General features: G+C 64.0%; 24 protein-coding genes. 9 read left to right on the top strand and 15 right to left on the bottom strand.

Going from position 1 to position 22,246, the window contains the following annotated elements; translation table 11 throughout:
* Positions 1-26: 26 nt before the first annotated feature.
* The 4 genes from ACXAEK_RS11570 to ACXAEK_RS11555 all read right to left on the bottom strand — a co-directional run bounded on the left by ACXAEK_RS11570 (position 27) and on the right by ACXAEK_RS11555 (position 3,237).
* A complete protein-coding gene (locus tag ACXAEK_RS11570; RefSeq protein WP_475042058.1) occupies positions 27-1,451 on the bottom strand; it encodes a TolC family outer membrane protein in 1,425 nt (474 codons plus the stop codon).
* A gap of 137 nt (positions 1,452-1,588) precedes the next feature.
* Entirely contained in the window at positions 1,589-2,242 is a 654-nt protein-coding gene (locus ACXAEK_RS11565) for a protein-L-isoaspartate O-methyltransferase family protein (protein WP_475042057.1), read from the bottom strand.
* A 193-nt stretch (positions 2,243-2,435) separates the two neighbouring features.
* Positions 2,436-2,756, bottom strand: a complete 321-nt coding sequence (locus ACXAEK_RS11560) for a TraR/DksA family transcriptional regulator (RefSeq protein ID WP_475042055.1) — start codon at positions 2,754-2,756, stop codon at positions 2,436-2,438.
* 154 nt (positions 2,757-2,910) lie between these two features.
* Positions 2,911-3,237 carry a TraR/DksA family transcriptional regulator gene (locus tag ACXAEK_RS11555; protein WP_475042054.1) on the bottom strand — a complete coding sequence of 109 codons (327 nt, stop codon included), beginning with the start codon at positions 3,235-3,237 and terminating at the stop codon, positions 2,911-2,913.
* Positions 3,238-3,409: 172 nt separating this feature from the next.
* On the opposite strand from ACXAEK_RS11555, the gene ACXAEK_RS11550 reads away from it, so the two are divergent.
* Positions 3,410-3,547: an entericidin A/B family lipoprotein gene (locus tag ACXAEK_RS11550; protein WP_475042052.1), complete on the top strand. Its 138-nt coding sequence runs from the start codon at positions 3,410-3,412 to the stop codon at positions 3,545-3,547.
* A 60-nt stretch (positions 3,548-3,607) separates the two neighbouring features.
* On the opposite strand, the gene ACXAEK_RS11545 is transcribed toward ACXAEK_RS11550, so the two are convergent.
* The 3 genes from ACXAEK_RS11545 to lepA all read right to left on the bottom strand — a co-directional run bounded on the left by ACXAEK_RS11545 (position 3,608) and on the right by lepA (position 7,582).
* Entirely contained in the window at positions 3,608-3,865 is a 258-nt protein-coding gene (locus ACXAEK_RS11545) for a hypothetical protein (protein ID WP_475042051.1), read from the bottom strand.
* 653 nt (positions 3,866-4,518) lie between these two features.
* Positions 4,519-5,634 carry a hypothetical protein gene (locus ACXAEK_RS11540; protein WP_475042050.1) on the bottom strand — a complete coding sequence of 372 codons (1,116 nt, stop codon included), beginning with the start codon at positions 5,632-5,634 and terminating at the stop codon, positions 4,519-4,521.
* A gap of 148 nt (positions 5,635-5,782) precedes the next feature.
* Positions 5,783-7,582 (bottom strand): translation elongation factor 4, encoded by a 1,800-nt coding sequence (gene lepA, locus ACXAEK_RS11535; protein WP_475042048.1) that lies wholly within the window; start codon positions 7,580-7,582, stop codon positions 5,783-5,785.
* Positions 7,583-7,667: 85 nt separating this feature from the next.
* Between lepA and ACXAEK_RS11530 the strand changes: the two genes are divergently transcribed.
* The 4 genes from ACXAEK_RS11530 to ACXAEK_RS11515 all read left to right on the top strand — a co-directional run bounded on the left by ACXAEK_RS11530 (position 7,668) and on the right by ACXAEK_RS11515 (position 11,012).
* Positions 7,668-8,996 carry a hypothetical protein gene (locus tag ACXAEK_RS11530; RefSeq protein WP_475042047.1) on the top strand — a complete coding sequence of 443 codons (1,329 nt, stop codon included), beginning with the start codon at positions 7,668-7,670 and terminating at the stop codon, positions 8,994-8,996.
* A gap of 229 nt (positions 8,997-9,225) precedes the next feature.
* The gene (locus ACXAEK_RS11525) at positions 9,226-9,408 is read left to right on the top strand and encodes a hypothetical protein (protein ID WP_475042046.1); all 183 of its coding nucleotides are present in this window, start codon (positions 9,226-9,228) and stop codon (positions 9,406-9,408) included.
* A gap of 138 nt (positions 9,409-9,546) precedes the next feature.
* Positions 9,547-9,867: a hypothetical protein gene (locus ACXAEK_RS11520; protein ID WP_475042044.1), complete on the top strand. Its 321-nt coding sequence runs from the start codon at positions 9,547-9,549 to the stop codon at positions 9,865-9,867.
* Positions 9,868-10,046: 179 nt separating this feature from the next.
* Positions 10,047-11,012: a LysR family transcriptional regulator gene (locus ACXAEK_RS11515; protein WP_475042043.1), complete on the top strand. Its 966-nt coding sequence runs from the start codon at positions 10,047-10,049 to the stop codon at positions 11,010-11,012.
* Between the two features lies 1 nt (position 11,013).
* Here ACXAEK_RS11515 and ACXAEK_RS11510 read toward each other — a convergent pair whose 3' ends face one another.
* Positions 11,014-11,451 (bottom strand): low molecular weight protein-tyrosine-phosphatase, encoded by a 438-nt coding sequence (locus ACXAEK_RS11510; protein WP_475042041.1) that lies wholly within the window; start codon positions 11,449-11,451, stop codon positions 11,014-11,016.
* Between the two features lie 70 nt (positions 11,452-11,521).
* Between ACXAEK_RS11510 and ACXAEK_RS11505 the strand changes: the two genes are divergently transcribed.
* On the top strand, positions 11,522-12,214 hold the full coding sequence (locus tag ACXAEK_RS11505) for an NAD-dependent deacylase (RefSeq protein WP_475042039.1): 693 nt from the start codon (positions 11,522-11,524) through the stop codon (positions 12,212-12,214).
* A 94-nt stretch (positions 12,215-12,308) separates the two neighbouring features.
* Here ACXAEK_RS11505 and ACXAEK_RS11500 read toward each other — a convergent pair whose 3' ends face one another.
* From ACXAEK_RS11500 to meaB, 5 genes are all read right to left on the bottom strand, one after another.
* Complete coding sequence (locus tag ACXAEK_RS11500) at positions 12,309-12,797, bottom strand: copper chaperone PCu(A)C (protein ID WP_475042038.1); 489 nt, start codon at positions 12,795-12,797, stop codon at positions 12,309-12,311.
* 53 nt (positions 12,798-12,850) lie between these two features.
* Positions 12,851-13,198 carry a hypothetical protein gene (locus ACXAEK_RS11495; RefSeq protein WP_475045250.1) on the bottom strand — a complete coding sequence of 116 codons (348 nt, stop codon included), beginning with the start codon at positions 13,196-13,198 and terminating at the stop codon, positions 12,851-12,853.
* 141 nt (positions 13,199-13,339) lie between these two features.
* On the bottom strand, positions 13,340-13,630 hold the full coding sequence (gene rpmB, locus ACXAEK_RS11490; protein ID WP_039159598.1) for a 50S ribosomal protein L28: 291 nt from the start codon (positions 13,628-13,630) through the stop codon (positions 13,340-13,342).
* A 150-nt stretch (positions 13,631-13,780) separates the two neighbouring features.
* Positions 13,781-14,584 (bottom strand): alpha/beta hydrolase, encoded by an 804-nt coding sequence (locus tag ACXAEK_RS11485; protein WP_475042036.1) that lies wholly within the window; start codon positions 14,582-14,584, stop codon positions 13,781-13,783.
* A gap of 5 nt (positions 14,585-14,589) precedes the next feature.
* Positions 14,590-15,567, bottom strand: coding sequence for a methylmalonyl Co-A mutase-associated GTPase MeaB (meaB, locus tag ACXAEK_RS11480; RefSeq protein ID WP_475042035.1), 978 nt, complete (start codon positions 15,565-15,567; stop codon positions 14,590-14,592).
* Between the two features lie 349 nt (positions 15,568-15,916).
* On the opposite strand from meaB, the gene hrpB reads away from it, so the two are divergent.
* The 3 genes from hrpB (at position 15,917) to ACXAEK_RS11465 (ending at position 20,602) form a co-directional block, all read left to right on the top strand.
* Positions 15,917-18,364: an ATP-dependent helicase HrpB gene (hrpB, locus tag ACXAEK_RS11475; RefSeq protein WP_475042033.1), complete on the top strand. Its 2,448-nt coding sequence runs from the start codon at positions 15,917-15,919 to the stop codon at positions 18,362-18,364.
* 207 nt (positions 18,365-18,571) lie between these two features.
* Entirely contained in the window at positions 18,572-19,030 is a 459-nt protein-coding gene (locus ACXAEK_RS11470) for an NUDIX hydrolase (protein ID WP_475042032.1), read from the top strand.
* Positions 19,031-19,120: 90 nt separating this feature from the next.
* A complete protein-coding gene (locus ACXAEK_RS11465) occupies positions 19,121-20,602 on the top strand; it encodes an inorganic phosphate transporter (RefSeq protein ID WP_475042030.1) in 1,482 nt (493 codons plus the stop codon).
* 75 nt (positions 20,603-20,677) lie between these two features.
* Here the strand turns inward: ACXAEK_RS11465 and ACXAEK_RS11460 are convergent, their stop codons facing one another.
* Together ACXAEK_RS11460 and ACXAEK_RS11455 are read right to left on the bottom strand one after the other, a co-directional pair.
* Positions 20,678-21,400, bottom strand: coding sequence for an SDR family NAD(P)-dependent oxidoreductase (locus tag ACXAEK_RS11460; protein ID WP_475042029.1), 723 nt, complete (start codon positions 21,398-21,400; stop codon positions 20,678-20,680).
* Positions 21,401-21,507: 107 nt separating this feature from the next.
* Positions 21,508-22,080 (bottom strand): cysteine hydrolase family protein, encoded by a 573-nt coding sequence (locus ACXAEK_RS11455; protein ID WP_475042028.1) that lies wholly within the window; start codon positions 22,078-22,080, stop codon positions 21,508-21,510.
* Between the last annotated feature and the right edge of the window lie 166 nt (positions 22,081-22,246).

Here is a 22,246-nt window from a genome sequence, read left to right as displayed (position 1 = left end):
CACCGCACAACAGATAGGATGAATTGTCAGTTCCGCCCCAAGGCCTTGAGCACCCGGTCCAGATCCTTGCCGCGCTTGCTGTGCTGAGCGGGCGCGTCCTTGACCAGGTTGTAGTAGAGCGTGGGGTCATAGATTTCCACCGCAAGGCCCAGGTGTTCGGCGGTCAGCAGACCCTGTGCCTGCAGCAGCTGATAGGCGGCAGTGGCCTGGCTTGCGCGCGAGTTGACCTGTTCGGTCTGCGCGTCCAGGTACTCCTGCTCTGCTTGCAGAACATCCAGCGTGGTGCGGGCGCCCAGGGTGGCCTCTTCGCGGATGCCGTCAAAGGCGACCTTGGAGGCGCGGACGCGCTCATTGGCGGAAATCAGGGTGGCGCGCGCGGTTTCCACGTTGAAATAGGCGGCGCTGACGTTCTGGCGCACGGCGCGCTGGGTGTTGATCAGCGCACCGCGCTCTGCGTCCGCGCTGGCAATTGCCCGGCGCCGGGTCGCTGCATTGCGCCCGCCGGCATAAAGCTCCTGCGACAGGATAACCGAGGCGGAGGCGTCCGAGCTGACGCCGGTGCCGTCGTTCACATCCTCGCTGAGGCCTGCAGTGGCGCGGAAGCTGACGCTTGGCCCCAGCGCCTTGGCGGCGGCGGCCACCAGGTAATCGGCGGATTTGACCGCGTGCTGCTGGCCCAGCAGGTCCGGCTGGTTGCGCACCGCGATGGATTGCGCCTGGTCGATCGAGACCGCGCGGGACGGCAGCCGCGGCTGGCCTGCAATGGCGCCCGGCACGTTGCCGACAACCTGCAGATAGGTGGCGCGGCTGGTCAGCAGGGTGCCTTCGGCATCGGTCAGGTTGGCGCGCGCCGCCGCCACCCGGCTTTCGGCCAGGGCGACATCGGTGCGGGTCACCTCGCCCACTTCGAACCGGTCCTGGGCGGCCTTCAGCTCTTCCTGCAGCAGGCGCAGGTTGTTGCGGCGCAGGGCGACGTTTTCCTGCGCCTGCAGCACGCCGACATAGGCCTGCACGGCGTTGAACAGCACCTGCTGCTCGATGCTGAGCAGCTGCTGGCGGGCGGCCAGCACCAGTTCCTGGGCGGCCAGTTTGCGCAGCCGGGTTTCACCGCCGTCATAAAGCAGCTGGGTCAGCTGCAGCTGGGTCGCCAGGTCATTGCTGGTGTTTTCGCTGAACGCGCCCAGGCTGTTGGTGCCGCGGGAATAGGTATGGCTGGCGGTGATGGTCCATTCGATCAGCGGCCGCAGGCGGGACACCGCAATCGCCACATCCTCGTCCGCGGCGCGCAGCAGCGCCCGGTTCTGCTCCAGCAGGCCGCTGGTCTTATAGGCGCCGATCATTGCATCGGACAGGTTGTCAGCCGCGGCCTTCAGCGGCACCAGCACGGTGGCGGCCACGCCGCCGGCAAAAACAAAAGCTTTAAACACACTCGCCGGAAATTTCATTCGCATCGGTTGCCTTATCTTTTGCCGCGCCGCCAGCCGCGGTTTTTGTTTTATGCATTCCGGCCGCCCCGCACAGGGCGCCCGGCCTCAGTCCTGTTCACGCAGCCGGCCGGACCGGCTGCTGCGCGGCCTGCCCCAAAAGGTCAGAGCGCAAATTCGCGGGCCGCGGCAAAGCCCGGCAGCACCGGGGCGCTGGCGTTGAACGCAAAGCGCCAGGACAGCTGGCCGCCGCTTTTGTAGCCGATTTTCACCTCGCCCAGGGCGCCGGTCATCATCAGCGCGGCGATCCGGCCGCCGTCCTTGAGCTGGTCCAGCAGCGCCGCGGGCAGTTCCCCGGCCCCGCCCTGCACCAGGATCACGTCATAAGGGCCATGCTCTGCCGCGCCTTCGGCCAGCGGGCCGGTGTGGACGATTGCATTGTCCGCGCCGGTTTCCGACAGCAGCGCCTGCGCGTCGTTTGCCATGTCCTCGTCTTCCTCGACGCCGATCACCATCTGCGCCACCCGGGCGGCCACCGCGGTGGAGTAGCCCAGCCCGCAGGCCACATCGAGCACCAGTTCGTCGTTCTGCAGATCCACCGCATCCAGCATCTTGGCCAGGGTGCGCGGCTCCACCAGCACCCGGCCCTGTCCCAGGTCCACATTCTGGTCGGCATAGGCCGCCTCGCGCTGGGAATCCGGCACGAACTGTTCGCGCGGAACCGCCAGCATCGCATCAATGATCGGGTATTTGGTGACATCCGACGGGCGGATCTGGGTGTCCACCATCATGCGGCGGCGCTCAGTGAATTCTGGCATCTGCTAAACTCATTTGTTCAGTCGGTCAGGCAGGTTGTGACATATCCCGGGCACCACGGCAACGGGGCCTTTTGCGCGAATACCTAAAGTAGTGCAGCGCTGCAGCGGGGCAACTGCACGGCGCCGGCACGCCGAACAGCCGGCGCGCCCCGCGGGCGGCCGGCTGCCGGAATGCTTCCTGTGAAGACGCCCGTTAAAGCGCGCAGCTTTTGCAGAAAGGAGAGGCCGGGCGCTGGTCCAGCCAGTCGTCGCCCATGTCATCGCCGCAGATCTGGCAATAGCCATACGACCCCTCGCGCAAACGCGCCAAGGCGGCATCAATCCGGCGCAGCTCCTCGAGCCCGGCGCGGGCCGGGACCGCAGCCCGTGATGCCAGCGCAGACCCGGCTTCGATCCCGGTTCCAGTCCCAGCTCCGCGCAGCTCTGCTGCCGGCGCCAGCCCGGCGTGGGAAAGCACCCCCGCCAGCTCCGTCCGGCGCACCTCAAGCGATTGTTTTCTGGCGGAAAAGTCCATTGTCCATACCCTCCAGCTCAATTTTCGCGGACCTTGCCGCAAGGGCAAGGCTGCAGCCTTGATCCAGATCAAGATACTCGCGATTCACAAGGAATGCACTACCCCATAAGTTGCAAACTTTTGGTAAATCCGCGATTGAGCCGAAAACGGCCGGTCAGCCGGGGCCGGCGCCTGCGCAGGTCTTGCACAGCGGCGCCGCGGGCAGCAGGTCCAGCCGCGCATCCGAAATCAGATCGCCGCAGCGCACGCAAGCGCCATAGGTCCCCGCCCGGATCCGCGCCAGCGCCGCGTCAATGCCGCGCAGCTCATCCAGCTCTGCCTTGCCGAGGCTTTCCAGCACCTCATCCCCCTGGCGCTCGGAGGAGCGGTCCTCCCAGTCCTTGGGCATCGGCGCATCCAGCGCGTGCTCCACCTCTGTCAGATGCCCGGCCAGCTCTGCCCGGCGCGCCTCCAATGCCTGTTTGCGGGTGGAAAGGTCCATGTCTCTGCCCTCCTTTGCGGTTCAGCGGCAGGTTAGGCCGGGGGCGCCGGGCGGGCCTTGATATGCGTCAAGGCTGCTGCCGCGGCGAAGCGGCTGGCCTGCCCCGCCGCGGCTTGCTAGACAGTCCGGCAGATGAACAGAGACGGATGAACGGACATAAGGAGCCTTTGACATGACCCGGATTTTTGCCGTTGGGCTGATGCTGCTGGGGCTGGCAGCCTGCGAGACCGCCAAGGGCGCGGGGCGCGATATTTCCAAGGCCGGCAACGCGATCAGCGGCGCGGCGCAGGACGTGCAGGACGCGCTGTAGGGGTTTGCGGTTTTCGAGGGAAACGCCCGGCCTGACCGCCGGGCGTTTTCTGTTGCGGATCTATTCGATCCCCAGCATCGCCTTGGCTTCGGCCAGAATGGCGACCGAGGACGCATGATCGCCGCCCTCATGCAGGGCCTCGCCCTCGTCGCGCAATTCCTGAACCGTGGCCAGATCGGCCTCGCTGAGATCGGTGCCCGCGGCAATCGCCGCGTCGATCTTGGCCATATCCGCCGGGCATTGGCCTGAGAGCGCCGGAGCGGCCAGCAGGCACAGCGCCGCGGCCAGGGTGGTGAGTTTCACTGTTTTGGGTGTCATGGGGCCATCCTCCGAAAGTTTGGCTGGAGCGAGGATAGCAGTTTTGCGGTTGGTTTTCAGCCGGAGGGGTGGTGGGAGGCCGGAACCGGCGGAGGTTGGCGCATGGGGGTTGGCGGGTTTTGGCCGGGGTGGTGAGGTTAGTTTCCCACCCGGAGGGCAGCGCCCGGCCCGGCGGGGTGGGAAGCGAAGCGCCCGCTCCGTGGGGGACGGGACGGGCGCTGCCCGGTCTGGCGACCGGGCCTTAACACATAAGAATTAGCCGAAAAAAATCTACTTGGGCCTATAATCAAAGCCATACTCCAAGGCTCTCTTCGCGAGTTTCCTGCCTTTTTTTCTTCTTTGACTTGGTCCATGAGGCGCATAATCCGCCAGTGCATGAGCGGGGTTGTTGGGGATAGGATCAGGAGCGCAAGAAATGGATTCATATATGAAGTCATTGCAAGTCACTCCGCAAACGCCAATGGATTCGAGGCCGGATGAAACAAACAAATCAAAGGATTCTTGCGCGGCAATCATCGAGGATCTGTCAGTGCTAAGTTTAAAATCATGGTTCTGTGAGGGATTGAACGCTGAACTATTTATTCGCCCGTTATCATAGTCGTCTGGGTGCAAGTTCCTGAAAAGTCGCTCAGATGCATCTATCTTGTCTTCACTCACGAAATAAATTCCCTTACGTCGATCAAATCCTTCAGAAGCCTAGGAGAAATTCCAAAATACACACGCTCTACGGGGTCCGCATCGGTTTCATCGAACGCCTCTATTCGAATATATTCTTCCCGACACATGACAAGGACTTCAATATCACGAGTTGAGAACTCTATATTGATCCCTCCATCCAGCTCCGGAAAAGTAGAAATCTGCGTGTAGACTGAGCATATGAAACCACTCAAATCTCGCGCCCATTGCAAGGCTCTTTTCGAGGGCGCGCTCCCCACTCCATTCTTCCACCCCTCAACCAGGCCCTCTATGTGCTGGAGGCGTTCGAATAACCTTAAATACTCCGAGTTTTTTTCAACCCTTTCTACGCTTCTGGGAACTTCAACACTCCGAACGTGCCCATTGTGGTGCAGTTTCGCTTCGATTGAAAACTCGATAAATGACGCGATAGGAAACTGTCCCGACCGAATTTCCTCTCTTGAAACTGGATACCTAAACTTCCCGTGTTCGGATAACACTTCTATTTCTTCGGTCGCATCCAGGATTGACTGAACGATCCCTAAACCAGAAACCTCGACTACAGATTTATCTTGAGCGCTCTCCACCAGCGCGTTACACGTTCTGTCAGAGAACCGAGCTCGGTTCCTTTTTCTGTCGAACGAGCTATGTGAAATTACTTCAATCTGCTCTTGTTCTCTCAGACCTGAAAGAAGTCGCTTGAGGTGAACCACCGCTGCCTGTGGGACGCCTTCAATTTTTCGATCCTCATTGGCTGCATTTGCGACCTTAAGAAACCGCGACTGAGCAAGCGCTAGATAGTCAATTGCATACTCATCAGGAAGCAACCCGGCATCTATTGATGCGTCGCTACGCAACACTGCTTCCGCGCTGCCATCTTGGACATGCGAAAAAGATAGGGACAAATTCCGTTTAAAGTTTTTGGGGAGTTTCTTCCTTTCAGGATTCTGCTCTCTCCAAACCTCCTCAGCCAACAATAGGAGAACTTCTTGGTACGACTTAATGTTGTCGAGTAATGAAACAGGTAAGTTGCCTCCGTCAAAGCGCACTCCGGAGAACTTTACCGTAACAAAACCCTCCCCTTCGATTTCCACCAAAATCCACCTGCCTGTTAGTCAAGTAGAAGTTAAGCGCCTCACAAAACCGAGTTCTTAACCCCTGTTCTTCAAAACTATAACCCACAAGAAATTAAAAAAGCGGGACCGAAGCCCCGCCACACTCAACCACTGATAGATCCAACATTCAAGAGTCCATCTTGAGCGCCGAGATGAATGCCTCCTGCGGGATGTCCACCTTGCCGAACTGGCGCATCTTCTTCTTGCCCGCTTTCTGCTTGTCCAGCAGCTTGCGCTTCCGAGTGGCGTCGCCGCCGTAGCATTTGGCGGTCACGTCCTTGCGCAGGGCAGACAGGGTCTCGCGGGCGATCACCTTGCCGCCGATGGCCGCCTGGATCGGGATCTTGAACATGTGGCGGGGAATGAGGTCTTTCAGCTTTTCGCACATTGCCCGGCCCCGCATCTCAGCCCGGTCGCGGTGGACCATGGTGGAGAGCGCATCGACCGGCTCGTCATTCACCAAGACAGACATCTTGACCAGGTTGTCCTCGCGGTAGCCGGTCATCTGGTAGTCGAAGGAGGCGTAGCCCTTGGTCACCGATTTCAGGCGGTCGTAGAAATCGAAGACCACCTCGTTCAGCGGCAGGTCATAGACCACCATGGCGCGGGAGCCGGCGTAGGACAGGTCCATCTGGATGCCGCGGCGGTCCTGGCAGAGCTTCAGCACGTCGCCCAGGTAGTCGTCCGGCACCAGGATGGTCGCCTTGATGCGCGGCTCCTCGATATGGCCGACCTTGGAGGGGTCGGGCATGTCGGCGGGGTTGTGCAGCTCAATCATCTCCCCGTCTTTCATGTAGACGTGGTAGATCACGCTTGGCGCGGTGGTGATCAGCTCAATGTTGTATTCGCGTTCGATCCGGTCGCGGATCACCTCCAGGTGCAAAAGCCCAAGGAATCCGCAGCGGAAGCCGAAGCCGAGGGCGGCGGAGGTTTCCATCTCAAAACTGAAGGAGGCGTCGTTCAGGGCCAGCTTGTCGATGGCGTCGCGCAGGTCTTCGAACTCGGCTAAATCCACCGGGAAGAGGCCGCAGAACACCACTGGCTGGGCCGGTTTGAAGCCCGGCAGCGCCTCTTCGGTGCCATTGCGGTCATTGGTGATAGTGTCGCCGACGCGGGTGTCGCGCACCTGCTTGATCGAGGCGGTGAGGAAGCCGATCTCGCCCGGCCCCAGCTCATCCACCACCTGCATGGCGGGGCGGAACACGCCGATGCGGTCGACGTGGTGCAGGGTGTTGTTCGACATGAACTTGACCCGCATGCCCTTCTTCAGGACGCCGTCCATGATGCGGACCAGCACGATCACACCGAGATAGCTGTCGTACCAGCTGTCCACCAGCATCGCTTTGAGCGGCGCGTCGCGGGTGCCTTCGGGCGCGGGCAGGTGCTGGACAATGCTTTCCAGCGTTTCGCGGATGCCCTGGCCGGTCTTGGCAGAGACCTGGATAGCGCCGGTGGCATCAATACCGATCACATCTTCGATCTGCTCCGCCACCCGGTCGCAGTCCGATGCGGGCAGGTCGATCTTGTTCAGGACGGGGACGATCTCATGATCCGCGTCGATGGCCTGATAGACGTTGGCAAGCGTCTGCGCCTCCACCCCTTGGGTCGAGTCGACCACGAGCAGCGAGCCTTCAACCGCGCGCATGGAGCGGGAGACCTCATAGGCAAAGTCGACGTGGCCGGGGGTGTCGATCAGGTTCAGCACATAGGTCTCGCCGTCATCGGCCTGATAGTCGATGCGCACGGTGTTGGCCTTGATGGTGATCCCGCGCTCGCGCTCGATGTCCATGGCGTCGAGCAGCTGTTCCTTCATATCGCGGTCCTTCACCGTTCCGGTCTCTTGGATGAGCCGGTCAGCGAGGGTGGATTTGCCATGGTCGATATGGGCGACGATGGAGAAATTGCGGATGTGAGCGAGGTCAGTCATGCTGAGGCATATGATTTGGATTCGGGGTTTGGTCAAGGTGGCACGTTCACGGATCAAGCCCCATTTTACATGACGGCTTCATAACGTGACACATACCGACTACCAGTCAGTCTTTCGCAAAGAAATCGCCTACCGGGATATCTCTGTGAGCTGTAATGTGGCTGTGCGCGCCGCATTGCGTAATTTCTTAATTGTGACCCTAAGCTCCTCATTCGATCAGAACGACACGTTCTTACTGACGAGAGCTGCACTTTTGCTGAGAGCCGTTGTCTACTGCAAACTCCCCTCTCCTGAAATTCTTGATTCATTGACATCATCACTTTCCAGGCGCGAAGAGACGCTGGAGCATCAACAATCCACAACTCACTTGGCCGCAAGGTTGGTAGCCAAGCCGAGCAAATACTTAGTGCAAAAAATACTTGTTGATTCCGCCGCAGCGCTTGGCAGCCATGAACTTGATAAAGCCTTCGTTCAAAACCAATACCTCGATCGCGAAGCAGAAGGGGCATACTGGAAGGAGCAAGATCGGATTTTTGCGCTTAGTTGGCAAGACTTTAGCTCGGCGGCTCAGGACGTTTTCCAAACCCCTTTGTGGCTGGACAGCCCAGAACCGGAATCGAAGGTTAGAGACGAGTTACTTTTTGCAAGATACCTATCCTCCGCGGAGTACAGTTTCTGGCGTGAATGGTATCAGGGCTTTCTTGACGGAAAACCGCTCGACTGGGAACTACAGCGCCGCGTTGCCCTGATTGACGACGACATCTGGAAATCAGGCCCCGAAGCCGTCGCCGCCGAAATCGAACGCATAAGGGCTGAATTCAACGCGCCGCCGTCAGACAAGGAAAGGTTCCCAAAGCACGAACCCAAGTCCGTACGGCACTTGTTCGAAAACCGAGTTATTGCCTACGCAAGTCTGCAAGGCCTGGCTGCGCAAGTCACTCACAGTATTGAGCGCTTTCATGCGGAAACCGGCGCCAATGCGCTCCCTGAAGCTTTGGAACCTCTGGCGGCTTTGCCAGCTTTGCTGCTGGCAGTGAATTCAACAATTCAGGATGCCCCCACCGACGGGGTCATTGCGAGTGAAACGGAAGATCAGCTGCGCGCAGAGATTGGCCGCCTCAATGCCAAGGTTGCCGATCTGGAAAGCAAAATCTCCGGGCTGGAAGCTGTCATCGCGGGCCTGCCCACGACTGAACGCAAGGGAATTTTGCATCTGCTGGCCCAAACCGCCCTTTGGGGCAGTCTTGCCGGCGGGCTTTGGATGCTAAGCGGGGAGGATGCCGATCTACGCGACCGTTATGAAAACCTGATCGAAAGAAAAGAACAAATCCGCATTCTACTTATGCAAGAAGGGCTTCCGCAAACACAGGTCGAGAAATCACTCCGCCCGGCCGCAAGACCGGGCCGCGCCTGACCTTCCCCACGGGAAGGCGCGATGCGCCTCCCCAAGGTCAGCCACGGCCCTTCGCTCTGCAGCAGCACCGTCTTCGCCTGCGCCCGCTGACGGCGCCCGCATATCCGCACCAAAACCCCGCAAATCCTCCCCTTCCCCTGCGCGCATCGCCAAAATGCGCTATACTCCCAGGGTACCCGGGAAACGCGCGCCCCTTGACGGGAGACACCAGCACAGGAGGACGATCCGCATGGATGCAATCAAAGCCGCTGAATATGCCCGCGCGCTCTACAGCGCGCATGGCGACAAGGCCGAAGCCGAGGCCGCGCAGAAAATGCGCGCCTGCGAAGCGGCCGGCAAGGACAGTGAGGCGGCGGACTGGAAAGCCGTGCGCCAGGCGATCCGGGCGATGCGCGGCCCCAACCAGGCCTGAGCCCGCGAGGCCGGAGAGCCGCCGGGCGCGGGTCTCCGGACGCCCCGTTTACCACGATTGAAACAGCCGCGGGCATGCGCCATACTGCGGCCAATTCCGCGGGCAGAAGACCCGCTGCCAAAACGGGGCACGAGACAGATGAAACACTTCCTCACCGCAGCCGCCTGCGCCGGTTTCCTGGCAGGCCTGGCATCCCTGGCGCCGGGCAGCGCCGAGGCCGGCGCCATTGAGCGCGCCTGCCGCCAGTCGGACCGCACCGCGGCCTCGCCGTCCTTGTGCAGCTGCATCCAGAGGGCGGCCAACCGCAGCCTGACCGCCTCGGAGCGCAAAAAGGTCTCCAAATGGTTCAAGGACCCGCATCAGGCCCAGGTGGTGCGCCAGTCCTCCAGCCGCAGCGATGAGCGGCTGTGGCAGCGCTACAAGGCGTTTGGCGACCACGCGGCGCAAAGCTGCGGCTGATCCGCCGCCGCCTGTTTTTTCAGGACCAAGGCCAGGGCGCCCTGTTGCGGGCGTCCTTTTATTGATTTGATGCATTTTCTCTGCGGCATTTTCGCAGCCGGGCAGGCACGGCGGCCTGCGGCCCTTGACCGGGCCTGCGCAACGCGAAAAAAACGGCGCAAGGTATTGGAGCAGTTCATATGTTGATCAAGGGTGTTACCTTACGCGGGCTGGAAGTGTTTGAGGCCCTGGCCAAAACCGGGTCCGTGGCGCAGGCCGCCGAGATGACCGGGCTCAGCCAGCCGGCCGTCAGCCAGCAGATGCGCAACCTGGAAAAAGCGCTGGACAGCGAGCTGATCGACCATGGCCGCCGCCCGATGGTGCTGACCGCCGCCGGGCGCAGTTTCCTGGCCCGCACCGAGGCGGTGCTGGGCGAGCTGCGGCTGGCCCAAAGCGAGCTGACGGTGATGGACCTGACCCACCTGCAGGCGCTGTCGATCGGGCTGATTGACGATTTCGACAATGACCTGACGCCGCGGCTGGCAACTATTCTTGCGGATAGCCTGACCCAATGCCGGTTCAAGATGATCACCGCCTCCAGTCATGACATCGTGCGCGCCATGGAAGCGCGCGAGCTGCATATCGCCATTGCCGCCACCGCGGGCGGCCTGCACGAGGGGCTGGTGGAATACCCTTTGGTGCGCGATCCCTTTATCCTGGTGGCGCCGCGCGGCGCGGTCTCGGATGCGGCGCAGGCGGCGGAGCAGCTGCGGGACCTGCCGTTCCTGCGCTACGCCCGCGAGCAGCTGATCTCGCAGCAGATCGAGGGGCTGCTGGGGCGCCAGAAGCTGGAGTTCGAGGACAGGTTTGAGGTCGGCTCGCATCTGGCGCTGATGGCGATGGTGGCGCGGCGGATCGGCTGGGCGATCACCACACCGCTGGGCTACATGCGCGCGGGCCGCTTCCATGACCAGATCGACGCCTTCCCGCTGCCGTTTGGCGAGATGTCGCGGACAATCTCGCTGTTCACCGCCGCCGACTGGGCCGACCGGGTGCCGCGCGATGTGGCCGAGACCGTGCGCCGGCTGGTGCAGACCCAGATGATCGACCCGGCAGTGCAGCAGATGCCGTTCCTGGCGGGCGGCTTCCGGGTGATCGCGGAGTGATTTAGAGCGCCGCCTTGAGGCCCTTGGCGGCCTGTTCGATCAGGTCCAGGCAGCCGTCGAAATCGCGGGTGTAATAGGGGTCCGGCACATGGGTCGCGCCGGTCTCTGGCGCGTAGTCGGTGAACAGGCGCACCGGGGTTTCGCTGCCGGCGGGGCGCAGGGCCTCTATGTTGTCCAGATTGCTGGCGTCCATGGCGATAATCAGATCGAAACTGTTGAAATCATCGCGACGGAACTGGCGTGCGCGCAGGTCCGAGATGTCCAGCCCACGTGTGCTTGCCGCCGCCTGCATCGGGCCGTAGGGCGGCTCGCCCACGTGATAAGATGCCGTGCCGGCACTGTCGGTCTCAGTCTCCGGGCAGAGCGCGCGGAACACGCCTTCGGCCGCCGGGGAGCGGCAGATGTTTCCTAGGCAGACAAACAGAATACGGGTAGGCATTGGGTTATGGCTCCTGCTGGGCAGGGCAGTGATAGGAGGTTTGGGCGCGATGGAAAAGAGGACGGCGGAAATGAGCGCGAAGATCGTCATCCTGACCGGCGCCGGCATTTCCGCCGAAAGCGGGCTGGGCACCTTCCGCGACGAGGGCGGATTGTGGGCGCAGCACCGGATCGAGGATGTGGCAACGCCGGAGGGCTTCGCGCGCAATCCGGACTTGGTGCACGGGTTCTACAATGCGCGGCGCAGGCAGGCGGCGGGTGCTGAACCCAACCCGGCGCATCAGGCGCTGGCGCGGCTGCAGGCAGAGCACCCGGGTGAGGTGGTGATCGTCACCCAGAACGTGGACGGGCTGCATGAGGCGGGCGGCGCAGACGGGGTGCTGCATATGCATGGCACACTGGCAGGCGCGCTCTGCGCCGCTTGCGGCCACCGCTGGGCTGCGCCGATGGAAATGCAGACCGGACAGCCCTGCCCCATCTGCGCGGCCCCTGCCGGGCGGCCCGACGTGGTCTGGTTTGGCGAGATGCCCTATTTCATGGAGGAGATCTATGCCCATCTGGCCGGGGCGGATCTGTTTGCCGCCATCGGCACCTCGGGCGAGGTCTACCCGGCCGCGGCCTTTGTCGACGAGGCGCATCTGGCCGGCGCCCATACGGTGGAATTGAACCTGGAGCCGTCGGCCACCGCCTCCCGCTTTGCCGAGCGGCGTTTTGGCCCGGCCAGCGAGGCCGTGCCCGCCTGGGTAGCGGAGCTGCTTTCCTAGCCCCAGATGGCAAGAAGCCCGCCAAGCGGCGGGCTTTGGGCGCGAAGGAGGGCTGCGGCGCAGCCTGACGCCGCGCCCGCCCTGCCCTTCGGGTTTAGTTGGAGTGGCCGGAGTGATCCATGCTGCCGTGGCCTTCGGCCTTGCGCTCCAGATCCACCGGCACTTCGATCTCGACCTCGCCGGCTTTCTCGAACACCAGCGTGACCTTGACCACATCGCCGTGGTTCAGCGCCTGCTTCAGGCCCATGAACATCACATGGTCGCCGCCGCGCTGCAGCATATGGGTGGCGCCTGCCGGCACGGCAAAGCCTTCCTCCACATGCATCATCTTCATGACGCCGTCATCGCCTTCCTTGTGGGTATGCAGCTGCACCCGCGCCGCCACATCGGAGCGCACGTCGATCAGCTGATCATCGGCTTCGCCCTTGTTCATGATCTGCATGAAGGCGGCACCGGCCTTGGCGGTGGGCGACGAGACCCGCGCGTATTGGTCGTGCACCATGATCATGGCATCGCCCGCAAAGGCGGAAGTGGCAAAGGCGGCAGCAGCCGCGGCTGCAAAGACAACAGACTTCAGGGACATGTTCTGTCTCCTCATAGTTGGGTTTTCAAATTTCAGATGGGTATAGGGGCCGTTCAGGCGGCGGCTGGCGGCGCCCGGGCAGTGGCCTGCAGGACATGCCGCACCGTGGCCAGGGCGGCCTGCTGACCGGCCGTCACTGCGCTGCAGACCGCAGCCGGCAGCACCAGCCCCGCGGGCTGCGCCACCGCATCCAGCACATGCATCACGCAGTCCGGGCAATTGTGCGGCGGCTTTACCGGCCGGCCTTCGCTGTCGACAAAGACAACAACCGCGCCGGTGCCGGTGCAGATCACCATCTGCCCCGCGGCGTCACGCTCCCCCTGCCGGGCGGCGGCGCTGTGCGCGGTCAGGGCAACCGTCAGGGCCAGGAACAGGCCAAAGAATATGCGCAAGGCGTGCATCATCACGGGCAGGTATGCCCCCAAGGCGTGCCATCTGCAAGGCCCGGCTCTGCGGCAGATTGCGCAAACGCAAACACCGCGCAGGGTTGCCCCCGCGCGGTGTGTGTAAGGTGATCCGGTGAAGGGATCAGGCTAGGATTATCAAGCCTGTGCGGCTTGTGCCTTGGCGATCTCTTTCTTCACTTTCAGCGCGGTGGCCGACAGCTCTTCGTCCTTGGCTTTGGCCAGGAACGCGTCCAGGCCGCCACGGTGGTCGACGGAACGCAGAGCAGCTGCGGAGATGCGCAGCTTGATGCCGCGGCCCAGAACTTCGGACTGCAGGGTCACGTCGTTCAGGTTGGGCAGAAAGCGGCGTTTGGTTTTGTTGTTGGCGTGGCTGACATTGTTGCCAGTCATCGGGCCTTTTCCGGTCAGTTCGCAACGGCGCGACATATCATCATCCTTCGTTTTTTGTAGGTCCGGAGCAGCTCCGGTCCAAATCACAAGGGGCGCCGCCATTGGCTGCGCCCGAAAACTGGTCCGCTGCTCTTACGCTCAACCGGCAACAGCGTCAAGTGATTCAACTCAGCTTTCTTGCCGCGCTTACTGCACCTTTTCCTGCGCCGCTGCAAGCCTCTGCAGACCGGCTTCTGCAGCCGCGCCGAGGCCGGGCCTGCCGCGCTGCCGGGCCACCCGGGCGAGCTTTTGCCAATAGGTCCGCGACAGCCTGCGCCGGCTGCGGTGCAGCGCCAGCACCCGGGCCGCGCTCAGCGGGCCGTCGCGCAGCAGCGATTGCAGGTCCCAGAAGCTGCCGCCCTCGCGGATCACCTGGCTGGCCGGATGGCCGCCGCAGGACAGGCGGCACAGCTGCAGATCCGGGAACACCGCCTGGATGAACAGCGCGTGGCTCAGGTCCATCTTGCGGAACGGGTCGAACAGCACCACCCCCTGCAGGTCATGGCGGCCATAGCGCACCAGATCGCCGAGCGCCGCATCAAAGGCCTCTGCCTCCTTGCGGCGCCGGTCATGCGGTACCGCGCCCGCCTCGATGGTGTATTGCGGCGAGACCGCGATCAGGCGTTGCAGGTTCAGCGCCGCCGAGAACCGCAGCGCCCCGTAGCCGCCCATGGAAAACCCCATGGCAGAGACCTCGCCATAGCGCTTGGCCAAATCCTTCAGGCTGCGCGACAGCGCCTTGGTCTCGCTGTTGATGTACCAGTCGTTGTTGCGCGGCTGGATATGCAGATGCGCATAGCCGTGCCGGGTCATGTTTTTGACCGGGCCGCGGTCCTCGAACTCCCCGGCCACGGCAACCCGCTGGCGGAAGGTCACGAACAGCCGCTCCGCGCCCGGATTGAACAGCGAGGCGCGCAGTTTTTCACCGTCAAAGACCCGGGTTTCCTGCATGTGCCCTAGCCCTTCAAGTGGTCCTGCAGCATCTGCCCGGCTGCCGCGGCCGGGGTCAGCGCGCCCTCGGCCACCTGGGTGGACAGCTCTGCCATCGCGGCCTGGGCGCTGGCGGTGTGCAGCCGAGCCAGCAGGGCCTGGCGCACCTCCTGATCGAACCAGTAGCAGGACTGATCGGCGCGGCGGCGGTCCCAGTGGCCGTTTTCCTTGCGCCATTTGGTCAGTGACTGCATTTCCTCCCAGGCCTGCTCCAGCCCGTGCTCTTCCACTGCCGAGACCATCAGCGCCTTGGGGAAGCCCTCCGGGTCCTGCGGCCGCTTGCGCAGCAGGCGCAGGGCACCTGCGTAATCGGCGCAGGTGCGGGTGGCGACGGGTTTCAGCGGCCCGTCGGCCTTGTTCACCAAGATGAGATCGGCCATTTCCATGATGCCGCGTTTGACCCCCTGCAGCTCATCGCCGCCTGCCGGTGCGAGCAGCAGCAGGAACAGGTCCGACATTTCCGCCACAACGGTTTCCGACTGGCCGACGCCGACGGTTTCGATCAGCACGACATCGAACCCGGCCGCCTCGCACAGGGCAACCGCCTCGCGCGAGCGGCGGGCGACGCCGCCCAGGTGGCTTTGGCTGGGGGACGGGCGGATAAAGGCGTTGCGTTCGCGGCTGAGGCGCTCCATCCGGGTCTTGTCGCCCAGGATCGAGCCGCCGGAGCGGGCCGAGCTGGGATCAACCGCCAGCACCGCCACCCGCAGGCCAAGCCCGGTCAGCATCATGCCGAAGCTTTCGATGAAGGTGGATTTGCCCACCCCTGGCGTGCCCGACAGGCCGATGCGCAGCGACTGGCGCTTGTGTTTTGCCAGATCCGACAGCAGCTCCTGCGCCTTGGCGCGGTGATCCTCGCGGCCGCTTTCCACCAAGGTGATAGCCCGGGCCAGCGCCCTGCGGTCGCCATCGAGGATTTTCTGTGTCAGCTGTTCGGTGTCCATGCGCGTCTTCCTGTCGTGTTGGGCGGACCTTGGCGCAAGCCATGCCGCAAAGTCCAGCCCCTGCCGTCTGCCGGGCACCCTACATCAGCAGGCGGTGCAGGAAAGGCGGCAAATCCGCCGCGGTTGGTGCGGTTTGCGCAGCGAAAGAATGGCGATTTGGCGCCGGAGAACCAAATTGCTACTGCGATCTACCGCCCGGCGGCACCGCCGGGCAGCGCCCGTCCACCCCCACGTGCGGGCGCTTCGCTTCCCGCCCTCAGACGGCCGCAGCCCTAAGTGGAGATTTCAAAGGCAGTTATCACAGACACACTGCTAGACCTCCCGCCCCCCTTTGGCGATAAGGCGGGTCATGACCAGATTGCCGATCGAAGACGCCCTCCCCGAATTGCTGGACGCCCTGCACGCCCGCGGCCGTGCCGTGCTGCAGGCGCCGCCAGGTGCGGGCAAGACCACAAGGGTGCCGCTGGCGATGCTGGAAGCCGGCCTCACCCGGGGCCGCATTGTGATGCTGGAACCCCGCCGCCTCGCCGCCCGTGCCGCGGCGGAGCGGATGGCGGAAACGCTAGGCGAAAAGCCCGGCCAGACCGTCGGCTATAGGGTGCGCGGCGATTCAAAAGTCTCCAAATCCACCCGTATCGAAGTGGTGACAGAGGGCATCCTGACCCGGATGCTGCAATCGGACCCGGACCTGCCCGGCGTCGGCGCGGTGATCTTTGACGAGTTTCACGAACGCTCCCTGAACGCCGATCTGGGTCTTGGCTTATGCCTGGAGGTCGCGGGCGCGCTGCGGGATGACCTGATGCTGCTGGCGATGTCGGCGACGCTGGACGCCGGGCCGGTGGCGGCGCTGATGGACGCGCCGATGGTTACCTCCGAGGGCCGCAGCTACCCGGTCGGGACCCGCTGGCTGGAACGCCCCCTGCCCGCGCAAGCGCGCCGCCTGGATGCGCTGGCCGATCTGGTGGTGCAGGCGGAGCGCGACACCAAGGCCACCGGCGGCGGCATCCTGGTGTTCCTGCCCGGCGAGGGCGAGATCCGCCGCACCGCTGCGGCGCTGGAAAAACGCCTGCCCGCTCATTGCCATATCCGCCCCCTGTTCGGCGCCCTGCCCTTTGCCGAGCAGCGCGCGGCGATCCAGCCGGAACCGCAGGGCCGCAAGGTGGTGCTGGCGACCTCGATTGCCGAAACCTCGCTGACCATACAGGACATCCGGGTTGTGGTGGACATGGGCCAGGCGCGGCGGGCAAGGTTTGATCCCGGCTCCGGCATGTCGCGGCTGGTGACAGAGAAAGTGACCCGCGCCGAGGCGACCCAGCGCCAGGGCCGCGCGGGCCGGGTGGCAGAGGGTGTCTGCTACCGGTTGTGGACCAAGGGCGAGGAAGGCGCGCTGATGGCGTTTCCGCCCGCCGAGATCGAAAGCGCCGACCTCACCGCGCTGGCGCTGGAGCTGGCGCTGTGGGGCGCCGCTCCTGACGATCTGATGTTCCTGACCCAGCCGCCCGCAGGTGCAATGGCCGAGGCGCAGGCGCTGCTCGCGATGCTCGGCGCCCTGGATGCGCAGGGGCGTATCACCGAGCATGGCAAGGCGCTGGCCGCCCTGCCGCTGCATCCGCGGCTTGGGCATATGCTGCTGCAGGCAGGCCCCGAAGCTGCACCGCTGGCGGCCCTGCTGGGCGAGCGTGACCCGCTGCGCGGGGCGCCTGCGGATCTGTCCTTGCGGCTGAAGGCGCTGCGCGACCCCAAGGGGTTCATGCGCGGCCACCCCTATCAGCTGAACCGCCCGGTGGTGGAGCGCATCAAAAGCGAGGCGCGGCGGCTGGAGAAACAGGCAGGCCGCCGCGATGCGGGCCTGTCGGCTGCGGCAATGGCAGCGCTTGCCTATCCCGACCGCATCGGCCAGCGCCGCAAGGGCGACAGCCCGCGGTTCGTGCTGTCCGGCGGCAAGGGCGCCATATTGGACGGCGGCGACACGCTGGCAGGCGCGCCTTTCATCGTGGCGCTGGACACCGACGGCAACCCGCGCGAGGCGAAGATCCGGATGGCAGCGCAGATCCCGCAAGGCGAAATCCGGGAGCTGTTTGCCGGGCAGATCGCCTGGGAGGACACATGCGAGTGGTCCAAGCGCGACCGGCGGGTGGCGGCGCGCCAGCAGGAGCGGTTCGGCGCAGTGGTGCTGGACGACCGGATCTGGAAGGACGTGCCGCCGGATGCAGTGGCGCAGGCGATGCTCGACGGGGTGCGCGACCTGGGCCTGCGTCTGACCGGCGCCGCGGCCCGGCTGGCCGCACGGGTGGAGCTGGTGCGGGCGGAAGGCTTTGACCTGCCGGATTTCTCCCTGCCAGGCCTGACGGAGAGCCTGGAGCACTGGCTGCTGCCGATGCTCGGCGGGGTGAAATCGGCGGAGGACTGGAAACGCTTCGACCTCTTGCCCGCGCTCAAGGCCGCGCTCAGCTGGGAGCAGACGCAGGTGCTGGACCGCGAGGCGCCGGGCAGTTTCATCACCCCGCTGGGGCGCAGGATCCCAATCAGCTATGACGGCGAGGTGCCGGAAATCTCAGTGCGGCTTCAGGAGATGTTCGGGGTGACCCGGCATCCGTCTGTTGGCGGCGTGCCGCTGAAGGTCTCGCTCCTGTCGCCCGCCCAGCGCCCGATCCAGATCACCCGCGACCTGCCGGGGTTCTGGGCCGGCTCCTATGCCGATGTGCGCAAAGACATGCGCGCCCAGTATCCGAAACACCCCTGGCCCGAGGATCCGACCCAGGAAGACCCGACGCTCAGGGCAAAACGGCGCAAGTAGCGCCGGTGCGCAGCGCGCCGCAGGCGCGCTGCCGGGCCCAACTGCCGGCGCTGCATCTGTGATGCAGTGTACGGCAGGCGGGAGCCCCGCCTGCGATCTGCCGGACAGCCGCGCGCATCACCTTGCACCTCCGTTCAATCGGGCGTAGATTCCCACAATTGCACACATAAACACGGGAATTCCCCCAACAACAAAGGCTGAGCACCCATGACAAGCCCGCTGACCCGCGCCTGGAACGAGATTATCAAACCGATGCTGCAACGCCCTGCCCGCGTGCAGGTTGCCGCCCTGTGCTACCGCAACGGGGCAGACGGCAAGGAGGTGCTGATGATCACCAGCCGCGGCACCGGCCGCTGGATCCTGCCCAAGGGCTGGCCGGTCGAGGGCAAGGACGGCCCGGAGTTGGCGCTGCAGGAAGCCTGGGAAGAAGCCGGCGTCAAATCAGCCCGCATCACGCCGCAGCCGATCGGCGAATACCATTTCACCAAACGCCACGACAATGGCACCGAGGAGCCGGTGACCACGCTGATCTTCGAGGCCGAGGTGGAGCAACTGGAAGACGATTACCCGGAATCCGCAGAACGCACGCGGCAATGGATGAAGCCCGCGGAAGCAGCCGGGCTGGTGCATGAGCCTCAGTTGCAGGCCGTTTTGCGCCAATTGTAAAAGTTATGTGACATTTTCATGTCAGAAGCTTGAACCGTTTCCTGAGCGGGGGTAGGCGCGTGCGCAGACCCCGGAATCAGGAATGCGATGATGAGCCACGAAGATCAGCGCCCGCAATGGAACACGCTGGATAAGGATCTGAACAGGATCTCCCAGCTTGAGCTGGCCACCAGCTATGCCTCCCGCCCGCTGGTGGCGCCGGGCATCGCCTTGGCCTTCATCGTGCTGGCGGGCCTCGCTGCCGGCGTCTTCTTCGGCGGCTCGGCGATGAGCATGGTGGTGATCGCGGCGGCTGCCTTTGGCGCCTATATGGCGATCAACATCGGCGCCAATGACGTGGCCAACAACATGGGGCCGGCGGTGGGCGCCAATGCGCTGACCATGGGCGGCGCCATCGTGATTGCCGCCGTTTGCGAAAGCGCAGGCGCGCTTCTGGCGGGCGGCGATGTGGTCTCGACCATTTCCAAGGGCATCATCGACCCCGCCGCGGTCTCCAGCAGCAGCATCTTCATCTGGGCGATGATGGCGGCGCTGATCTCCTCGGCGCTGTGGGTGAACCTGGCCACCTGGGTCGGCGCACCTGTGTCCACCACCCACTCCGTCGTGGGCGGCGTGCTGGGCGCCGGTGTGGCCGCCGCAGGCACCGCCGCGGTGAACTGGCCCACCATGGGCAAGATCGCCGCAAGCTGGGTGATTTCGCCGGTGCTGGGCGGGGTGATTGCCGCGCTGTTCCTCGCCTTCATCAAGGCCAAGATCATCTATCAGGACGACAAGATCGCCGCCGCGCGCCGGTGGGTGCCGGTGCTGGTGGGCATCATGGCGGGGGCCTTTGGCGCCTATCTGGCCCTCAAAGGCCTGAAAAAGATCATCAAGATCGACCTGCAGACCGCGCTGCTGATCGGCGCTGCCGCCGGTGCGCTGGCCTATGTCATCACCGCACCGCTGATCAAGCGCCAGTCCGAGGGCATGGAGAACCGCAACAAGTCGCTGAAGGCCCTGTTCGGCCTGCCGCTGGTAATCTCTGCGGGCCTTCTGTCCTTTGCCCATGGCGCCAACGACGTGGCCAATGCGGTCGGCCCGCTGGCCGCCATCGTGCACGCGACCGAGTTCGGCGACTTTGCCTCCAAAGTCGCCATCCCGACCTGGGTGATGGTGATCGGCGCCTTCGGCATCTCCTTTGGCCTGTTCCTGTTCGGCCCCAAGCTGATCCGCATGGTCGGCAGCCAGATCACCAAGCTGAACCCGATGCGCGCCTACTGCGTGTCTCTGTCCGCCGCGATCACCGTGATTGTCGCCAGCTGGCTGGGGCTGCCGGTCTCCTCCACCCATATCGCGGTGGGCGCGGTGTTCGGCGTCGGCTTCTTCCGCGAGTGGCACATGGAACGCCGCCTGAAGAAATCCGCCGCAGGCCGCCCGGCCGAAAAGCGTATCGCGCCGGAGGAACGCCGCCGCCGCAAGCTGGTGCGCCGCAGCCACTTCATGACCATCGTGGCCGCCTGGGTGATCACCGTTCCGGCCGCAGCACTTCTGTCCGCGGTGATCTACCTGCTGCTCAACACCTTCGTGAGCTGATAGGTTCCGAAGCCGGAATAAAGACCCCCGCGCCATCCGGCTGCGGGGGTTTTTCTTTGCCTCAGGGTTCTGGCCCTAGAAGCGCTCCACCCAGGGCCGCAGCACCAGTTCGTCACTCCAGGCGGAGCGGTGCTGGTTGATCAGGTGCATGTATTCCTGTGCAATGGCATCGGGATCCAGCATGCTGTCAGGGTTGTCCGCGCCCTCCACCCGCTCTGGCCGGGCCTCATTGCGGATGCCACCATCGATATTGACCCAGGCCACATGAATGCCCTTGGGGTGCAGCTCCCGCGCCATCGACTGCGCCAGCCCGCGCTGCGCAAATTTGCCCATGGCAAAGGGCGCCGACTGGGCAAAGCCCTTGACGCCCGCCGAGGCGCCGGTGAACAGGATTGTCCCCAGCCGCCCCTCTGCAGGCTGCTGCGCCAGCATCCGCTTGGCCGCCGCCTGCCCCAGCAGGAACGCGCCATGAGCGGTGACCTCCACCGCCTTGCGCACCGCCTCCGGGTCCAGCTCCGCAACAGGCCCGCGCACCCGGGCAGACGGATTGTAGCAGGCCACCCGCAAATCGCCTGGCAAGCCCTCCACCAGCCGGGCCACGCCCGCCGCATCGGTGCCGTCCAGCTGATGCAGCACGGCGCCGGTCTCTGCCGCCAGCGCCTCCAGCTTGGCTGTATTGCGCGCCGCCAGATGCACCGCATAGCCCGCCGCCGCCGAGAGCGCCCGGGCAAAGGAGGCCGACAGCCCAGCCCCTGCCCCTACGATCAGGGCAACCGGTTTTGATGATGTCCGTGCCATGGCAAAGCCTCCGCTGTTCCGACATCAGAAAGCTGGCGGCAAAGGTGATCTGGTTCAAGGGGCAGCAGAGGCAGGCCCTGCCTCCGCAGGCTAGTTTCAGGCCAGGTTCAGGCCGGGACGGCTGGCAGCCGGGCAAGCACTTCGGATGCGGGCAGAACCGGGCCAAAGCCCGCATGCAGCGCCGAGAGCGTCACCTCCAGCACCTGTTCCGCATCCAGCATGCCGCCTTGACGCGCGGGCATGTCAAAAGCAATCAGCGCATCCTCCACCACCTCGATTTCAAACCCGAGGTTTGCGGCAGAACGGGCTGTTGAGTTGACACAGAAGGCCGCAACTCCACCCGCGATTACCAGGGTTTCAATGCCGCTCTTACGCAAATGGTCTTCCAGCCCGGTGCCGGTAAAGCCGGAGGAGCCGGTTTTCCAGAACACCGCCTCGCCTGCTGCCGGAAGCGCGCAGTCCATTGGCTGGCCGCTGGGCAGATCGCGGCGGAACTTGCTTTCGGGGCGCGGGTCGTCATGCATTACATGCACCACCGGCAAGCCCGCCGCGCGGAAACCTGCGGCCAGCTCCGCGATTCTGTCTTCGGCCTGCGGATTGGCCCGCTGGCGCCCGGAGGCTGTCACATTGGCCATCTCCTGCTGCATGTCGACAATCAGCAAAGCTGTGTTCCGGTCCATGGAAATACCCTCGCGTTTGAATACTAGCGCAAGAGTTGCAGAGCCGCGCGGAGGTAACCAGCCCAATCCCCGCGCCCGCCCGGCCGCAAAGCACTTCCGCTGCGTCAAACGCCAAGCGCCAGGCCAAAGGCCCGGCGCCACGCCCAACTGGCAAGGGTCATTCTAT

The organism is Leisingera sp. ABM4_101, assembly GCF_056158725.1.
Note: the sequence above shows the minus strand (reverse complement) of the source record. Positions and strands in the feature narration are given on the sequence as shown.

Excerpts from the sequence above, each read along its gene's own strand:
- ACXAEK_RS11570 (WP_475042058.1), bottom strand. The coding sequence starts at position 1,451 with ATGCGAATGAAATTTCCGGCGAGTGTGTTTAAAGCTTTTGTTTTTGCC.
- ACXAEK_RS11565 (WP_475042057.1), bottom strand. The coding sequence starts at position 2,242 with ATGCCAGAATTCACTGAGCGCCGCCGCATGATGGTGGACACCCAGATC.
- ACXAEK_RS11560 (WP_475042055.1), bottom strand. The coding sequence starts at position 2,756 with ATGGACTTTTCCGCCAGAAAACAATCGCTTGAGGTGCGCCGGACGGAG.
- ACXAEK_RS11555 (WP_475042054.1), bottom strand. The coding sequence starts at position 3,237 with ATGGACCTTTCCACCCGCAAACAGGCATTGGAGGCGCGCCGGGCAGAG.
- ACXAEK_RS11550 (WP_475042052.1), top strand. The coding sequence starts at position 3,410 with ATGACCCGGATTTTTGCCGTTGGGCTGATGCTGCTGGGGCTGGCAGCC.
- ACXAEK_RS11545 (WP_475042051.1), bottom strand. The coding sequence starts at position 3,865 with ATGACACCCAAAACAGTGAAACTCACCACCCTGGCCGCGGCGCTGTGC.
- lepA (WP_475042048.1), bottom strand. The coding sequence starts at position 7,582 with ATGACTGACCTCGCTCACATCCGCAATTTCTCCATCGTCGCCCATATC.
- ACXAEK_RS11525 (WP_475042046.1), top strand. The coding sequence starts at position 9,226 with ATGGATGCAATCAAAGCCGCTGAATATGCCCGCGCGCTCTACAGCGCG.
- ACXAEK_RS11520 (WP_475042044.1), top strand. The coding sequence starts at position 9,547 with ATGAAACACTTCCTCACCGCAGCCGCCTGCGCCGGTTTCCTGGCAGGC.
- ACXAEK_RS11515 (WP_475042043.1), top strand. The coding sequence starts at position 10,047 with ATGTTGATCAAGGGTGTTACCTTACGCGGGCTGGAAGTGTTTGAGGCC.
- ACXAEK_RS11510 (WP_475042041.1), bottom strand. The coding sequence starts at position 11,451 with ATGCCTACCCGTATTCTGTTTGTCTGCCTAGGAAACATCTGCCGCTCC.
- ACXAEK_RS11505 (WP_475042039.1), top strand. The coding sequence starts at position 11,522 with ATGAGCGCGAAGATCGTCATCCTGACCGGCGCCGGCATTTCCGCCGAA.
- ACXAEK_RS11500 (WP_475042038.1), bottom strand. The coding sequence starts at position 12,797 with ATGTCCCTGAAGTCTGTTGTCTTTGCAGCCGCGGCTGCTGCCGCCTTT.
- ACXAEK_RS11495 (WP_475045250.1), bottom strand. The coding sequence starts at position 13,198 with ATGCACGCCTTGCGCATATTCTTTGGCCTGTTCCTGGCCCTGACGGTT.
- rpmB (WP_039159598.1), bottom strand. The coding sequence starts at position 13,630 with ATGTCGCGCCGTTGCGAACTGACCGGAAAAGGCCCGATGACTGGCAAC.
- ACXAEK_RS11485 (WP_475042036.1), bottom strand. The coding sequence starts at position 14,584 with ATGCAGGAAACCCGGGTCTTTGACGGTGAAAAACTGCGCGCCTCGCTG.
- meaB (WP_475042035.1), bottom strand. The coding sequence starts at position 15,567 with ATGGACACCGAACAGCTGACACAGAAAATCCTCGATGGCGACCGCAGG.
- hrpB (WP_475042033.1), top strand. The coding sequence starts at position 15,917 with ATGACCAGATTGCCGATCGAAGACGCCCTCCCCGAATTGCTGGACGCC.
- ACXAEK_RS11470 (WP_475042032.1), top strand. The coding sequence starts at position 18,572 with ATGACAAGCCCGCTGACCCGCGCCTGGAACGAGATTATCAAACCGATG.
- ACXAEK_RS11465 (WP_475042030.1), top strand. The coding sequence starts at position 19,121 with ATGAGCCACGAAGATCAGCGCCCGCAATGGAACACGCTGGATAAGGAT.
- ACXAEK_RS11460 (WP_475042029.1), bottom strand. The coding sequence starts at position 21,400 with ATGGCACGGACATCATCAAAACCGGTTGCCCTGATCGTAGGGGCAGGG.
- ACXAEK_RS11455 (WP_475042028.1), bottom strand. The coding sequence starts at position 22,080 with ATGGACCGGAACACAGCTTTGCTGATTGTCGACATGCAGCAGGAGATG.